Raw genomic sequence first — 16,761 nt, 5'->3', positions numbered from 1 at the left:
AAAGCAATTAGGGGTAACGCAGAGCTAAGAGGGCCTGGGCGATCGCTTGCACCAGGTTTTCCTGCTCTTGGGGGCTGGTGGGTAAGGTGACATCTGAGCGCAGATGAATTTCTAAACCCGGTAAAATTTCTAGGTGTTTCCAGTCTTCTGGGGCTGATTGTGTTGCCTCGGAAACCCGTGTAATTTTTTGACTAGGGGGACTGAGGTTCCGTTGGTTTGGAGGGGAGGCTTCTGGCGATCGCTCTTTCACTTGTTGCAGAAAGGCTAAAGCCGGATTTGCTGGTTCTAAGGATAGTTGAATTCCTCCCTGTAACAGGGACTCTAACTCAGTATTTGTTTTTGCTACTACAAACGATTGCATGGCACTAATGCCGAATCCCTCACTGAGTAATCGTCTGATTAACAACATCTGTAACAGATGGCGGTAAGTATAGCTGGCTCTCCTCCCCTGTTTTAATGGCTCATCCAGTAATCCTTGGCTGGCATAATGACGTACTAAACGAGGGTTGACCTCTTCACGCGATCGCCGGGAGTGGGATTTCTGATCCGGTAAAAATTGAGGCAACAACTCATTTAACACCTGGGCAAATTCCTCCAGAGACCAGAGGGGCTGCTCTCGTGAAAGCTGTTGCAATGTTTTCATAGCTCCAGTCTAACAATTACAATTAAAAGTGTCAATAACAAAAATATATGTCATAGTGACGCTTCATCTCCGCGAAGCGGAAATTTCTGTCATTGCAGTCAGCGATCTCCAAGAAAAGACTAAGGATTGGCCTCCCTTTTTTAGAAAAATAAGTATTGGTTTTTACAGTGATTTGCTCCGCAGAACATTCGGATGTTTATTCTTGCACCGATGTTTACCCTAAAAAACATTCGCTTGTTACTCCTTGTTAGTTGTCGCATGAGTGAAGATTTGAGTAATATCAAAGAGTAAGTACAGTTTCCACACAGCCAATGAGCTTTTTAGAGAAATCTAGTATTCCACAAGGTACTAAGTACACCCATGAGTCATATTATTCTGGATCGGATAGAGGCACGGTGAAAGTCCGCTCTGGTCGGGTCAAAACCGCTCTAGGACTTGGGGTACACCATTGTATTTATGTTGATGTTCCTAATTCAGACAAATGGGTTGTCCACGAATGGGAACCCAAAGGACGCTTAAGCTATGCGTGCGAAAAAATTGGCGGGTATCACTGCTTGACATTAGGTGAACATACATTAGATGAAGTCTACACAGCAGTCAAAAGATTCGATTGCAGTACATACGGAACGAAATTTAACTGCAATCACTGGACTGAAAGAGTTGCTGGTGCATTGGGTTATAACATCACAGTGTATTGGAACTGTAACTGTGTGCTAGGTTAATCGTTAGTTTAGCCGATTCATGTAGGCTCACACATGAATCGGCACTCTCATGAAGCAATCTCTCAGGAAATGCCGGTAATCACTCTAACTTCTTAGAATTAAAATTGAAAAAAATAAGATCTATCTGAGTTGAGTCAATAGTTAATACAGGATTAAGAAATAATGAACCAAGAAATACAAAATGCTAATTTAGCTATTCAGTCTGCTTCGGCTGGATTAGCATTACAAGGGATTTTTTGTTGTGACCAATATGAACAGGTCATGTCAAGTCGATACAATTTAATCAAAGTCAAAGACTCAATCGTGCGAGTTCAACCCCATGACGGTGGGTTAGATATCGAAGAAGAATTTACCCTGGAACACAATGAGAAAACATTCATAAAGTTGGTAGAAATATATGGGTATAAGCATACAATTGGGGTAGATGCTAATCTTAGCTTTGGCGGTAATCTCGATGCTAGTATCTTACAGGAAGGAATCAATATTACCCAGATTATCACTGCATTGTTTTTGCCGAAAATTAATATTGGGGGAGGATTTAGCCGCACCAGCGAAACCAATAACAAATCTGAAATATCAAACAGTTCAGAAACAAAATCTAATTATTATTCAAAAGTTCATCTCGCGATCGTTCCTGTAGATGCTTGCACTCTAAAAGAAAGCAATATTCAACTTGACGATGATGCTTTGGATGAGCTGAAAAAAATTGACAGGCTGTTGAGTACCAGAGATGCTAACAATCCGGAGATTAGCCAAGTTTGCCAAAACTTTTTTCACCAATATGGCTCCCATGCTTTGTTGGGAAGAATTACTTTGGGTGGCATTTATGTTTTATCTTCATATACCCAGGATTTTTCTAGCATCGACACAAATACAATTAAACGTATTGTTAGTGATAAATTGGATGAAAAAATCAAGCTATGGATGGGGATAGATCCCACTTCAGGATCAAGCCCAAAAACAGGGAAACAAGCAGAGAATTCCGAACCGAAACAAGCTGAAAATTCTGAACCGAAACAAGCACAGAATTCTGAACCAAAACAAGCACAGAATTCCAACAGCCAAAAACCACAAGGAAACCAAGCTAATATTCATGGAAGCAGAGAAAAGTGGTCTGAGAATCAATCTGAGAATTCCACAACAGTAGAACGAATTGCCTCGACTGTTCGGGTGGAAACCAGGACTATTGGTGGAAATTCCTTAGAGGGTGACAATGTACAAGCGTGGAAAAACACATTAAGAGATGGCCAAAACTTAGCGATTATTAACCGAGAGATGAAACCCATTGCGGTTTGGAAAATTATTGGTTACCATCATGCAACAGAATTTGAAAATTCATTTCAACTGGTAAAACGACTCTATCAAGAATGGATACAGGTTAGTGGTTGTTACGAGCCGTTTGAAGATCGTGATGCCATTCATATTTTTCGTGATGCCTTACGATACCAAATATCTAGCTGGATTGAAAAGCGAGACTTCACAACTCGACCTTTAAAAACCCTAGAGAAGATGAGAGAGCAAATTGAAAGCGTCAACTCTCAGGGAAAATATTGGGCACAAGAGTTTCTATCGGAGCCAAAACTTCAAGAATATCTGCAACAATATCTTGGAGAGAACAAAGAACCGGATCGCGAGTCTAAAAACTGGATAAAACGATTACTAACACCACAAGATGCTGGAGATTTAAAAGAGAAGGCTTATGAGAAATTAAAAGATGTATTTACTTGGGTAAAAGATAAACCAATACTGAGTATTGATGAACCCCTCAACACCTTGAAAGAGTTGAGAGATCGTGCTCCAAAGATTGTAGAGCGTTTAACTCTGGGACAATCTAATCCAGAAAAAGAAGAAGAGGATTTGGAACAAAAAATCATAAGTTTACGGTCTAGCTTGAGAGAGCAAAATCCGCTGAGTGAACTGTATCTGTTGGTGCTGCTGTTCCCATTTGCCTACGATCCAGTTAAGAATATTTTCAAAAAATCGTTGGAACCGGAAGATTATCATAAATTAGAAAATCTCATCGAGGAGGAATCAACAAATCTATTTGACATCAAAAGGACAGGAGTGTCTGTGGAGAAGCGAGAGGCTCATCTGCTGCTAAAATTGATTGAGAATATTGAGTTCGGAGAAGAAGATAGAGCAGATTTTTTCATTAAAGAAACCATCAAGCCAAACATCGAGTCTAAATTGGTGAATAGGATCATCAAAAAATCCAATTTTCAATCACTAAGTGAACGCCAAGAGGCTACCCAGGAATTAAAGGAGATTATTCAACACAAGCCTCAAAGCAAGCAGAAACCTAAAGGTGTCGGCTTAGATGATGTACTGAGAAAGAAACAACCAATGGAAAATCCTCAACCTAAGACTCACTCGGAACCTTCTCCTGATTTAAAAGAAATGCTCAATCATTTAGGGTTGAGTCAGTATTATCCTGAAAAATTGGACAGACAAGAAATTTATCAAGTGACCGAGGCTTCAATGAAGGAGGATACATTAACTGAACCCGAACAATTAACTCAACATTTCATTGGCAAGCTTCTGTTATTCAACTATGAAGCGCGACAATTAAAGATGATTGTAGAGGAAGATCCGCATAAGGACAATGGCGAAATTCTGGAAGATTGGTTGTAACTCAGCGATCTTAGCTCTTGTGTAGCTAGAAAACCTGATTTTTGAATTGGAGAGTAAACATGAATTCACCCAAACCCAAAATACATCCTCTCGATGTAGTTGCATCCACATTTCTCTGCTGTAGTCCGACTATTCGGCAAGATTTGGTTCAAAGACTCTGGGGTTGTAAATTAGCAATTCCCCTGATCGTTCAAGATAAGGCGCAAAATCAGCAACAACAGCAACAACTATTCCTGTGGTCACTGCGCTCTTTAGTTCTCAACTGGAAAACTCGGCAACGACAAGAGTGGAAATATCAAGAAACTTCCATTGTCAAGCATCCAGTGACTACCGTGAGCTTTATTCGCTTAGATCGATCGGAAACCTCCAAGTCTGATTTACTCAATCGAGTCATTGGTGGAGCCGAAAACCCCCACCCCATTTTCTTCCACCGCAATTCTGTAGGCTCTACCGGAAATCGTCAACTGGCAGCAGGAATGGTGGAGTTGGCATGGTATTTGCCCAAGGGTGATGCCGAGGATAAGTTTGAGGATATCATTTCTTTTGCCAACCTTCGAGGCGATGCGCGTCAATATCCCCAGCAGTTAAAATTTATCACCCAACTCTCATCGGTAGTGGTGATTTTTTCCTCAGCTAAAGAGTTGGCAGAAACAGGAGCTGACATAGTGAGAGAAATTCTGGCGAATCAGAAAAAAGTAATGATTCTGCTGACGGATCGAGAACTGAGCGATGAGGATAAACAATCGTTCAAACGTTTTTATACAGAATTCGAGGCGCGGATTGCTAAATGGGCAATTAAGTCTGTCGCAGGCCAAACATTGCCAGAGATGACTGACTGGCTTCAGAAAACTTTGAAACGAGAAGAAATGGGCTTTTTCGATCTTCCTAAAGTCAGTCTAGAGGCAGTGACTCGACAACAAACAGGAATGACAGTCGATGAGCTAGAACCGGATTGCCAAAAGGGAATTCAGCAGGCGAATGCGATCTTGCGGAAGATTCAAGCTTGTGAAAAATATCAGCGCAAACAGGAATTCCTGCCCCTGCAAAGACAACTTTGGAAAGAGTGGTCGGAAGCGGAAAAAGAAGTGTATCGGCGTAAATACAAGCCTTCAAATCTAGAAACCAGTGCTTATGTAGAACAGCAAGAAGAGCGTAAGCAAGAATGTCGGGAGAAGCAATTCGAGATTGTTAAAAATAACCTTTCTCCAGTGATGGAGTTGTTTTTGAGCGCATTGTCCAACGAACCCAGCTCAGTGAAGGAATACTTTGTCCGGTGGCTGAAACAGGGCCTTGATGAGATTTCCCGCCAAGAATTGCCTCAGCTATATGCTCAGTACCGCGAAAAAATGAGCAAAATAGAAAAGGCTAAATCTGCTGACGATAAAGAGAAGATCGGTAAAGAATTAGAACAACTGGATCGACAGATTTTACATTGGTCTTTTGGCTTAGAGCATTTAATGCGCGAGATGGGGCAAATGTATGAGGCAGTGATGACCGCTCCCCCGTCTAAGAGAATTCCAAACATCAACCGCTTGCCAGAAATTGCCGTCGATTTACTACTGAGTGGATATCCCATAGAAATTATGGATGGGGATGTGAGTTCTGTGCCTGTTACCTGGGTTCAGGCCGTGATGACAGAACTCAATCAACGGCTGCGCGATTCAGAAACTGAAAAAAATTCGCGCATTTTAGTCCTGTCAACTCTGGGGATTCAAAGTTCGGGCAAATCGACTTTGCTCAATACTATGTTTGGGCTGCAATTTGCGGTCAGTGCTGGGCGTTGTACTCGTGGGGTTTATTTTCAGCCAGTAAAGCTAGAAGAAAAACTACGGGAACAACTCAAAGTTGACTATATTTTTGTAGTAGATACAGAAGGCTTGAAAGCACCAGAGCTTTCCTCCAAGTCAACTCGCAGCCATGACAACGAACTTTCCACCTTTGTGATTGGGTTGGGGAATCTGACCTTAATTAATATGATGGGAGAAAATAACACTTATTTGCAAGAAATTTTGCCCATCTCCGTTCAGGCTTTCTTGCGGATGGAGGAAGTGGGTTTAGCTCCTCAATGTAAAGTGATTCACCAAAATGTCGATCCGCCGTCAGAAGATAAATTAATGACGCAACGTCGAGTTCTGGAAGGCGAACTGGATAAATACACAAAAATAGCCTGTGAATCGGAAGGGCAACCTGTAAAGCTGTTCCAAGACATTATTCAGTTTAAAGCTAACCAAGATATTAAATACTTGCCTGGTTTACAGGAAGGAAATGGCCCAATGGCTCCGGTGAGTCCTGGATACAGTACAGGGGTGAATAAGCTGAAAGAGGAAATTCTTGGTTCAGAAATAACTTCAGAAGATATATTTTCTGCGGAGGGCTTTAGCAAACACCTGGGAAACCTTTGGGATGCGGTGAAAAAAGATGATTTTGTCTACGAGTTCAGAAACACAATTGAAAGTCAGGCTCGCAAGACATTAGATCGGCGTTGGAATGAGATTACGAATGAATTTAGTCAAGAAGTTTCTGAATTACAATCAAAAGCGAGAATCCAGATTTTTAACTGTACTGATCGAGAAACATTAGAAAACACTTATAACAGGGTTAAACAAGATTTCAACCGAGATTTTGCTGAAATATTTTCGGATAAACAAAAATTGATGGCTGAGTTTTTTGAGGAGTCGGCCAAAGGAATGTACCAAGAGTACATGGAGCAGTGGAAGGCAAATACTGAGGCTAGACTTAAGGATTTACGGGCAGAGTTAAAAAATGAAGCCGAGAAAGCAATCCGTAGTTATTACCAAACCCAAAAGCTGAAGCTAAATGTAGACATAGAGACGAGTCAGTATGAAACTCGGATGTCCGACGAACTCAAGCAGTTTGTCCAAGAGCAGAAAAAGGACGGAAAGTATGAGGAGATAGCCAATTACTCTGACACTGAGTTGCGAAACTTGTTTGAACACAACTGGACAAAGTGGATGGGTGAGTTAAAACAGGATTGGCAGGAAGAACCTCCAGCAAATATCGGAACTGAAGCAGAAGCAGTTCTCTATGATAAGTATTCAGATCGAGAAAAATGGATCGCAGAAAAACTTGGTCCCAAGTCTCTGGAAGACTATGATTTTAATGATTTTAAAGTTGATGGCGATAAAGATTCAGAAGGTTTGTGGGATTGGTTGGTCAAAGAATTTAAAAATTTATTGGGGTCTGATAATAAGATTCAGCCAAAAATCGAAACGATGGTTCAGCAGCTATTTCAAAAAGCAAATAGCAGTTTACTAGACCAGGAAAAGGCAATGGGCAAGCAGCCCTATCACAAAAGCTTGATTGAAGCGATCGTCAATGACTTTCATCAGGAGTTTGAAAAAAAAGCTAAAGATATTAAAACTGAATTTAAAGTTCAGTTGCCTAACAACTTAGAAATTGATTTAGCGGTATGTATTTGTGGAAATGCAGTTAAACGACTGAAAAAGCTAGATGATGAATTCAGAAAAGCGAATAATCCTATAGCAGCGCTGGAAAGTGAGAAGGACAGTAAATGGTATAAACTTTTTAAAGTTTATTTTGCTAAGGTAAAGTTTGGAACTGCCGTTGTTGAATTATTGCGAGATAACATCATTGAGGGTATCAAGGACGCGATCGAAGATAATTTGCCCAATAAGGTAGTAGAGCAAATGCGAGCAATCCCGCCTTACTCTAAAAAGCTCAACAACAAACAGTCTTTGATTAACAGCGTTCTGATATCTTTAGCGGAGAAAGAGTCTTTTGATTTGTACTATGACTATATTCACTCTCCTGAATATAGTATCAAGTATTGGATTGCTCGGGATGTTGATGATTTCAAGAAAGACAATCACATTGAAAAGATTTTAGAGGATGAAATTAAAATCAAATTAAATCAAGTTGCAGAAATCGTAAAACAGACCCATCAATATATTGAGTCCGCAACATCAGAGAATTCGCTATCTATTGTAGATTGGGTTGATAAATTTTGTGAATTCGTCAAAGAGCATATTATTGTCAACGAAATTCAGAAAGCAATTAAGCAGGTTTGTGAAGTGGAGGAAATTGACGGATTTGATTTTGAGGCTCTCAAGGAGGAACTGATTCAGGAATTAAAGAATCGGCAACTGGATCTAATAAGTGAAATGTCTCAGACTTTCAGTTCGGATACTCAACAAGAAGAAAAGGATATATGGCAATCGCCAAATGTTCTAAACTCGATTTTTAACGAGATGTTGCTCGGGTTTAAGTCGTTCAATGATCAATCGTTTCGAGGTAAGGTGACAAACAAACTATTCAAGGGTATTATTGGCTGCGTTGAGTCTTGTCCATTCTGTGGAGCAATTTGTATTCATGGTGTGGACGGCCATGATATAGATCATGAAACTCCCTTTCATCGACCAAAAGGAGTAGGGGGCTATTATCGAGAAAGTGGGCCTGACCAAGGAAAGCTTGTTATTGAAACTTGCTCTCAAGTTGTAGCAAGTGATGGAAGATTCCAAGATGATGCTACCCGAGCAAAATATGGAGATGAACGATATGTCCCCTACAAGGATTATCGGACAGTCAACGACTACTATGCTTCCTGGAAAATTAATGGCGATCTTTCCCTAGAAGCGGATAGCTACTGGAAGTGGTTTATGGCGACATTTTCCGCTGAACTCGCCGATCTATATGGTGCCAAGGAACCGAATATCCCAGCGTCTTGGAAAAAACTGACGAAGGAACAAGAAATTGAAAAATTGCGGAAAAAAATTTAAGGCTATTTTTCTTATGATTAGGGGTCAACTTTTGAAAAAAAGTATAAAAGTGTCTCCTAATCAGACTTGGACCGATCTGAAAAAATGACTTTGAAAACCCCCTGCTTCCCCATTGTCCATCCCCGCATCTAGGGCGAAGAGCTATCCATGAAAAAATGGGTCAGCCCTTTGGCCAACCCATCTTCAGAGTACAGAGTAGTTGTGTTTCAGATACAGCGCAAAGCCGTGTAGTGGGAGAATGGGGGAGTGGGGGCATGGGGGGAGTTAACAGAGAGGTTGATAACCTGCAATTACCCATTACCCATTGCCCATTACGAGGGCACTGCGCTAGAGAACCTGTTCAACTTCAGCAATTTCTGGAATAAATTCGCGCAAACGACGCTCAATTCCCATTTTCAGGGTCATTGCCGAACTCGGACAAGATCCACAAGCACCTTGTAAACGCAGTTTCACAATGGGGCCATCAATTTCTTCGAGCGCTACATTCCCCCCATCAGCCATCAGGTAAGGACGGAGGTCATCTAAAACAGCTTCTACATTGTCCGGGGTTAATTCCAGGGGAGGGGTTAAAGTGCTAGACATAGGTTTGATTCACCACAATGGACGTAAAATTCCTTAAATTATCTTAACTCGATTCTTGCAATTCAGCGATCGCCCTAAACCACACTTGGCTCTAACAATTTAATCTTAGAGTACGTAAACTGGGTAGTCACTTTTTCATCTGGGCGTTCCGTATGCAAAGTTTGATGGGTAAGCAAAAAATAATCCCCAACCAGTTGATAGCGGTCTTCAAACTGCACCTGCTGGATCATCTCCTCTGTCTCCGTATTACGGAACACGGCCTCATAGCGGGTGGGTAGATATCCCTCTCCCGTATCCAAGGTTTCATGGGTATCAATATAAAACGTCATTTGACCGACCACCCGTTGCACATAGCAAATCACGCGATCGCGCACTCTATATTCTGAACCCATCGCTGCACCAGAAACCTGGATTCCTACTGCACCGCAATCATCCGTTTCACCCAGAGTAAAGCTATTTTTCCCATGGGTCTCCTCAAAAGCTCTACGCTTACGGTGAGTAACCACATCCTTAAGTTGGGTTTCTACCGATTTTTTCACCATCTCATTCTCAATACCAGAGATTTCAATAGTTAGATCTTGGTTAATCTGAATGGAACCACTATAGATTTCATTGCCTTGTTCAATATCAATCTCAGCACTCATTCCCGGAAACTCGTCATCCCAGGTATAACGATTTTCATAAGCGCTTTGGAAAAGGTCACGAGCGTTGGTGGTTTGAGTCATTTTCGCTACAATTTGATTCGTATCGTAATTTTGCACATATCCCGATCTTAATCCCTAATGGCTCAGATTCTCCCGACTCCTTCCAACCAATAGGTTTTCATCTTCCCCTTGCCTTTGACCGAAATGATTCCCCGTTCTTCAAACTCAAACTGGTCTTTAAGACTCTGATAAAATTGCTCACTGACTTGAATTTTTCCCGGCATCCCCGAAGACTCCATCCGTGAAGCCACATTCACCGTATCGCCCCATAAATCATAACTAAACTTGCGCACACCAATCACTCCTGCAACCACTGGGCCGGTATGAAGACCAATACGAATTTGTAGACATTCTCCATTCTCTAAACAAAATTGTTGCATACTCTCCTGCATTTCTAAGGCCATCGCTGCCATCGCTGCTTGATGCTCACGTTGGGGAACAGGTAGACCTCCAACCACCATATACGCATCACCAATGGTTTTAATTTTTTCTAATCCATGTTTTTCGACTAAATAATCAAAGCTAGAGAACAGTTCATTGAGCCAAGTGACCAAGTTAATGGGAGCCATGCGGGAAGATAAAGAGGTAAAGCCGACAATATCAGAAAATAGGATCGTCACCGATTCAAAATGTTCAGCGATCGCCTGAGCTTCTTGCTTGAGCTGTTTGGCGATCGCCTCTGGCAGAATATTCAACAACAGCGTTTCCGATTTTTCCTGCTCTCGACGTAAATCAGCAGTTCTCTCTTCTACCCGTAACTCCAATTCCTCATTACTCTTTTCTAGAGCTGTAAACGACTCTTGGAGCTGATTAGCCATTTGATTAAACGATTCAGCTAAAATTTTCAATTCAGCTACACCTTTCACCGCTACATTTTGAGCTAAACTTTCATGAGTCCAGCGTGTCAGAGCCGCACTCGCTAACCGACGACTCCCATCACTTAACTGCATAATCGGATCGGTGATCCACTTCGCCGTTATCCATCCAAAGCAGGTCGCCACGAATAGAGCAACCAGACAGAGGGCGATCGTCCGTTGAGTATTCTTTTTGATTTGTCCCATAAAATCAGATTCTGGAACTATGACCACAATTAACCAATCTAGATTCTGTCCTTGACTAAAGGGAACAACTTGTAAAAAATAACGCTCTCTATCAAGATTAATCTCTAAATTAAACGCATCTTTGATTTTCTCAAAATCTCCAAAACGATCATACAAATATAGGGCTGTTTTTTGAATCACCCTATTCTCTATCTCAACGGCGGGCAATCGCTCTACCGTATCTGGTTTAATCATAAAAGGTAGATCTTCAGTAGAAGTTGCCACCAAAAAACCAGAACGATCCATGATAAACGTTTTTCCCGATTCACCAATTCTAATCGCTTGCAAAAAATTACGAATATGCGATAACACAAAGTCTACCCCTAACACTCCCCACAATTCTCCCGACTCTTGAAATACCGGTTCAGCTAGGGTTATTTTCAACCTCGGTTCCTTAAAATCTGCATAAACGTCACTCCAAGTTCCTTCCTGAGCCTCTACTGCTTTTTTGTACCAAGGACGCACCCTCGGATCGTAAGTATTTCCCTTTTCTAGAAGTTCAGTTGGATTTCCTCGATCATCTGTCGCATAACTATAAAAATGAAAATCTGTCTCTTCACCGGATCTTCCCACTTGCCAAGTTTGATCATTCTGGAATCCTAAACCCGTGAACTCTCCCTCTACTGTGCCAAAATAAATCGCTGAAACTTCAATCGGATCGAACAAATTTCTCTGTCGCCAAAAGGTACGAGTTAAACGAGATGGATCTTGTGTATCTAATTGTCCTAATTCTAAGCTGTTTGTATTCACTTGGGCAACGATCCGAGGCGCTTCTAGATAATCATCCAAATGTTGCCTAATCCTAGCACTGGCTTCATCTCGAAGTTGTAAGGTCACTGCCCGAACCGCTTGTTGACCATTGCGTAAAGATAACCACCCCGTTAATCCCACTGCTCCCACAATTTGTACAATAAAGGGAATGACTAAGAGTAATCTCAGGGGAATATCTTGAGAGCAATTCAGCGATTGAAGTCTGGAAATTTTGCTGTTTCTTGCAGGAGCTAACGACTTATTCTGTAAGGATTCATTCTCTTCAATCTCTGTCATACTTGTGTCCTTCGGCTTGAGATTGGTCTCCACCATGGATTATTCATAATGGTTAATAATTGTAAGCTTGATGAACCCTCAGTGTGACTCTCTACCCATGGTTTAGAGTAGTCTAACTCTTATTATAACGCTTTCCCTTATCTGACCTAATATTATCCTAGTGGCTAACTGTGCATCTTGAACCTTTTGGATTCAGTGTCATAAAACTTTACAAGTTTAATGAATCACGTGAGTCAACACCAGGATTTTTACGAATAACCAGTATCAATCGCTAAAGCACAGTCCTTTATACAACAATATATACAGATCTGTAGAGTATGATAAACGGAGTTGTCAATCCATTTTCTATGTATTATAAAGTATCAGACTCATCTCTCAACCCTGTACACGGGGGAGCAGAACGATAATGATTGACTGTTGCGATCATATGACGCTGTTTTGACCTAATATTTAGATATAGTCTTGATATCGTGAGTTTAGACAAGATTGATATACTCTAATGCATTTCTTTCCCCATAGTCACAATGCTTTACAAGAGATCGTTATTCTTATTGTAGATGATAATCCAACGAACTTAAAAGTTTTATCGGATACTCTCAAAGATTTAGGATGGGAAATTTTAGTAGCTGTTGATGGAGAAAGTGCGATTGAACAAGTGGAATATGCCAAGCCTGATTTAATTCTTTTAGATGTGATGATGCCAGGCATTGATGGTTTTGAAACCTGTCGTCGCCTTAAGTCTTCTCCTTCAACTCAAGATATTCCTATTATTTTTACGACTGCATTAGGAGAAATTGAGGATAAGATGCAGGGTTTTGCTCTGGGTGCAGTGGATTATATAACCAAACCTTTTCGTCAAAAAGAAGTATTAGCTCGGATTAAAGTCCACCTTAAGCTACGATTCTTGAATCAGAATTTAGCACAAAAGAACCAACAGCTTCACCATGAAGTTGAAGAAAGAGGGCTGGCAGAAGCTGCCTTAAAAAAAATCACGGAAGAACTAGAAAGTCGGGTTCAATCTCGCACCTTGGAATTGCAATTTGCTAAAGAAGAAGCCGAGCAAGCCAATCGTGCTAAAAGTGAATTCTTAGCTCGTATGAGTCATGAATTAAGAACCCCATTAAATGCTATCTTGGGATTTGCACAAGTCTTAAAAAAAGAAGGTGTTACTTTTGAGGACTACAATCAATATTTAGATGTAATTCTTCATAGTGGTAAACAGTTGCTACAATTGATCAATGATATTTTGGAGTTATCTAAAATTGAAGCGAGAAAATCAGAACTATATGAAGTCTATGTTGATTTATATCAACTCCTTAAAACGATCGATCAAATGTTGTCTCTTAAGGCTGAATCGAAACACTTAACTTTGATATTTTCTCCTCTGGATAATGTCGATCGATTTTTGAAGACTGATGAAGGAAAGCTAAGACAGATTTTGATTAATTTAATTGATAATTCGATTAAGTTTACGGAACAAGGATGGATTAAGGTGCAAGTTGACCAATACTGTCCAGATGAGGACCCAGAAGGTGAGCAAGAAAATAGGTGTCTGATGTTTAAGATACAAGATACTGGCATAGGAATTGCTCCAGACGATCTAGAAAATTTGTTTGATGTATTTTTTCAAGTTAATCAGAGTATAAGGCTGAATCAAGGTACAGGACTAGGTTTACCGATTACTCGTGAATTTATCAAGTTGATGGGTGGAGACATTTGGGTAAGTAGCGCATTGGGTGAAGGAACCGTATTTGAGTTTTATATTCCAGTCAAAGTTGCTGATTCGGTAAGTCAAAGTTCACTCCATAAAAATCGAAAAATTATCGGTATTGCTAAAGGTCAACCCATGTATAAGATTTTGGTGGTTGAGGATCATTGGCCGAATCGGATATTACTCGTGAATTTATTAAAACGAGTTGGGTTTGAAGTCCAGGAAGCGGTGAATGGACTCGAAGCTATTGAGATTTGGAAAACTAGGCATTCGGATTTAATCTGGATGGATATGCGAATGCCGGTGATGGATGGATATGAAGCAACTGAAAAAATTAAGTCGTTTCCAGGGGGGGAATCAACGGTGATTATTGCCTTAAGTGCGCATGCTTTTGTCCAGGATAAAGAAAAGATGTTAGCCAGTGGTTGTGATGATTATTTAAGTAAACCGTTTGATGAAGTAGAGTTGCTGGAAAAGATGGCTCGCTATCTTGATATTGAGTATGTTTATGAAGAAGAAAAAGGGATCGGTGAGGATGATTTACCGTTAGCTAGAGAAGAGATCGCCCTCACCCCCGATCGCCTCACCCCCCTGCCTAAATCCTGGCTCGATCGCCTACATCAAGCCGCCACTGAAGCAGACAGCGACTTGCTCCTGGCTTTAATTGCTGAAATTGAAGAAGGAGATCGCCCTCTCGCTCATACTTTAACCACTCTAGTCAAGAACTTTGACTTCGAGACCATTACTGAAGTTACCGAGGAGATCGCCAACTCAGACCATTAATCATTCATTATTGGGTAAATGCTGTAAATATCCCTCAATCCTCTCCGCTTGCCCTAAATTCCCCTGTTGTTGAAACAATGCATATGCCCTCTCCAAACTTGCCAGAGCTTGAGGAATTTGCTCTTGCTGATGCAAGACTACCCCTAAATTGGCATACGCTTGGGCAAACTCTGGATTGATCCGAATTGCCTGATTCCACGCAGCGATCGCCCCCTCAAACTCCTCAACCAACGCCAAAGCATTGGCCAGATTGTAATACGCTTTATCATAATTGGGCTGCACTTGAACCGCCCGTTCATACTTCTCAATCGCTTGATTGATCTGATTTTGACCAATCAAAACATTACCCCAATTAAAATAAGCCTCCCCCAACCTCGGATCGACCTGCAACGCCTGCTGATAGGCAGAGATCGCCTCCTCTCGATCTCCGAGATCTGTCAAGGCAACCCCCAAATTCACATACACCTGGGCCAACTGGGGATTTAACCGCAAAGCCTCCCGATATTGGGCGATCGCTTCCTCCAATAACCCCTCTTGCTGCAAAACCACCCCAAAGCGATAAAACTCATCCGCACTCGTTTCCTCAGCAGATGAGAGCGCTGGAAAACCCATACCCAGGGCGATCGCCACCACCGTTCCCCAAACCACACCATTAGTATTCATTATTATATTGCTCTCCAATTTGAACTGAACTGATGTTCTTGTTCAGGCTCAGAACCGAGCTTCCGGTAAGATCAGCATCGCATCGCCAAATGAATAAAAGCGATAGTCCTCGGCGATCGCCTCCTGATACAACTGTAGTAGTCGCGATCGGCCCACCAAAGCACTCACCAGCATCAACAAACTCGAACGAGGCAAATGGAAATTTGTAATTAATCCCTCAACCACCTGCCACTCATACCCTGGATAAATAAATAAATCCGTCTTGCCATAAAATCCTGCTCCAGGCCCAGATGTAAGGGCAGGTTCACCAAGATCTCGCTTGGAAGACCCAAAATTAAATGAACCCGCCCCTACAGAACCCCGATCCTTCCACCAATGAGCCGCTCCTTCCAACGCTCTCACTGACGTTGTGCCCACCGAAATGACTCGTCCACCCCGCTTTTGAGTCTCCCGTACCTTCTGCCAAGTCTCCCCAGAGACCTCCAACCACTCCTGATGCATCTCATGCGTGCGAATATCCTTCACCTCCACCGGGCGAAACGTCCCTACCCCCACATGCAACGTCACCATTGCCCGCTCAATTCCCAAATCCTCCAACTCCTCCAGCAGCCGAGGCGTAAAATGCAACCCCGCAGTCGGCGCAGCCACCGAACCTGCTGCCTGTGCATACACCGTCTGATACTGATCCGCCTCTGCCTGTGTATCCGTCACATAAGGGGGAAACGGCACATGACCATAATCATCCAACAGATCCTGTAACTCTTGATCTCCAGATAACTCAAACTCCAAAAACCGCCCCCCAGTCGCCTCATCCGTCCCTCGAATCTTTGCCTTTAATGGGGGCAAATCTTCACCGCTATGGGCAGAAAACTCAACCACAGCCCCCGGTTTCAACCGTCGTCCCGGCTTCACCAGTGCCAACCATACATGACGCTCCACTCTCTCCAGCAGCAGCGCCTCCATCTCCATCCCCGTAGACTTATACCCATACAACCGCGCCGGAATCACACGAGTATCATTCATTACCAATAAATCCTCACGCCGCAACCATTGGGGCAACTCGCGAAACACTTCATGATGACATCCTGCGGATGAATCTACCACCAACAACCGCGAACTATCCCTAGGAGTAACCGGATTTTGGGCAATACACTCCTCTGGGAGAACGTAATCATACGCATCCAAATCATAATCCCGATCATCCCTTAATTCGCGCTCTCGATCCATCACTCAATTCCAATCAACACTCTTCAAGATACCCCATTCTCCGTGTCTCCGTGTCTCCGTGCCCCGTGTCCCCCATCTCCCCATCTCCCCACTCCCCCACCAAAATTGGGGGAATCTACCCAGATCATATCGGGGAACCTTCCCCTACTCATGATCTCCGCTATCCAGAGACAATGGAACTGTAGCATTTG

At 42.1% G+C, this 16,761-nt stretch carries 9 protein-coding genes; 3 read left to right on the top strand and 6 right to left on the bottom strand.

Features of this window, described 5'->3' with window-relative positions; translation table 11 throughout:
• Positions 1-7 precede the first annotated feature (7 nt).
• The gene (locus PN466_RS23210) at positions 8-643 is read right to left on the bottom strand and encodes a MerR family transcriptional regulator (protein ID WP_271944460.1); all 636 of its coding nucleotides are present in this window, start codon (positions 641-643) and stop codon (positions 8-10) included.
• Positions 644-1,527: 884 nt separating this feature from the next.
• On the opposite strand from PN466_RS23210, the gene PN466_RS23205 reads away from it, so the two are divergent.
• Complete coding sequence (locus PN466_RS23205) at positions 1,528-3,996, top strand: MAC/perforin domain-containing protein (protein WP_271944458.1); 2,469 nt, start codon at positions 1,528-1,530, stop codon at positions 3,994-3,996.
• Positions 3,997-4,055: 59 nt separating this feature from the next.
• Positions 4,056-8,753, top strand: coding sequence for a hypothetical protein (locus PN466_RS23200; RefSeq protein ID WP_271944456.1), 4,698 nt, complete (start codon positions 4,056-4,058; stop codon positions 8,751-8,753).
• Positions 8,754-9,080: 327 nt separating this feature from the next.
• Here the strand turns inward: PN466_RS23200 and PN466_RS23195 are convergent, their stop codons facing one another.
• The 3 genes from PN466_RS23195 to PN466_RS23185 all read right to left on the bottom strand — a co-directional run bounded on the left by PN466_RS23195 (position 9,081) and on the right by PN466_RS23185 (position 12,186).
• Entirely contained in the window at positions 9,081-9,335 is a 255-nt protein-coding gene (locus PN466_RS23195) for a NifU family protein (RefSeq protein ID WP_271944454.1), read from the bottom strand.
• 74 nt (positions 9,336-9,409) lie between these two features.
• Positions 9,410-10,096, bottom strand: a complete 687-nt coding sequence (locus tag PN466_RS23190) for a DUF3386 domain-containing protein (protein ID WP_313898688.1) — start codon at positions 10,094-10,096, stop codon at positions 9,410-9,412.
• A 26-nt stretch (positions 10,097-10,122) separates the two neighbouring features.
• Complete coding sequence (locus tag PN466_RS23185) at positions 10,123-12,186, bottom strand: adenylate/guanylate cyclase domain-containing protein (RefSeq protein WP_271944452.1); 2,064 nt, start codon at positions 12,184-12,186, stop codon at positions 10,123-10,125.
• Between the two features lie 499 nt (positions 12,187-12,685).
• On the opposite strand from PN466_RS23185, the gene PN466_RS23180 reads away from it, so the two are divergent.
• A complete protein-coding gene (locus PN466_RS23180) occupies positions 12,686-14,680 on the top strand; it encodes a response regulator (protein ID WP_271944450.1) in 1,995 nt (664 codons plus the stop codon).
• Here the strand turns inward: PN466_RS23180 and PN466_RS23175 are convergent, their stop codons facing one another.
• Positions 14,681-15,343, bottom strand: coding sequence for a tetratricopeptide repeat protein (locus PN466_RS23175; protein WP_271944448.1), 663 nt, complete (start codon positions 15,341-15,343; stop codon positions 14,681-14,683). It lies immediately after the preceding gene.
• Positions 15,344-15,391: 48 nt separating this feature from the next.
• Positions 15,392-16,570: a tRNA preQ1(34) S-adenosylmethionine ribosyltransferase-isomerase QueA gene (queA, locus tag PN466_RS23170; RefSeq protein WP_271944446.1), complete on the bottom strand. Its 1,179-nt coding sequence runs from the start codon at positions 16,568-16,570 to the stop codon at positions 15,392-15,394.
• Between the last annotated feature and the right edge of the window lie 191 nt (positions 16,571-16,761).

This window comes from Roseofilum reptotaenium CS-1145 (assembly GCF_028330985.1).
GTDB lineage: Bacteria > Cyanobacteriota > Cyanobacteriia > Cyanobacteriales > Desertifilaceae > Roseofilum > Roseofilum reptotaenium.
The sequence above is the reverse complement of the archived record's forward strand: the minus strand, read 5'-3'. Positions and strand labels throughout refer to the sequence as shown.

Coding starts and splice junctions, on each gene's coding strand:
- PN466_RS23175 (WP_271944448.1), bottom strand. CDS start 15,343: ATGAATACTAATGGTGTGGTTTGGGGAACGGTGGTGGCGATCGCCCTG.
- PN466_RS23200 (WP_271944456.1), top strand. CDS start 4,056: ATGAATTCACCCAAACCCAAAATACATCCTCTCGATGTAGTTGCATCC.
- PN466_RS23205 (WP_271944458.1), top strand. CDS start 1,528: ATGAACCAAGAAATACAAAATGCTAATTTAGCTATTCAGTCTGCTTCG.
- PN466_RS23195 (WP_271944454.1), bottom strand. CDS start 9,335: ATGTCTAGCACTTTAACCCCTCCCCTGGAATTAACCCCGGACAATGTA.
- queA (WP_271944446.1), bottom strand. CDS start 16,570: ATGGATCGAGAGCGCGAATTAAGGGATGATCGGGATTATGATTTGGAT.
- PN466_RS23185 (WP_271944452.1), bottom strand. CDS start 12,186: ATGACAGAGATTGAAGAGAATGAATCCTTACAGAATAAGTCGTTAGCT.
- PN466_RS23210 (WP_271944460.1), bottom strand. CDS start 643: ATGAAAACATTGCAACAGCTTTCACGAGAGCAGCCCCTCTGGTCTCTG.
- PN466_RS23180 (WP_271944450.1), top strand. CDS start 12,686: ATGCATTTCTTTCCCCATAGTCACAATGCTTTACAAGAGATCGTTATT.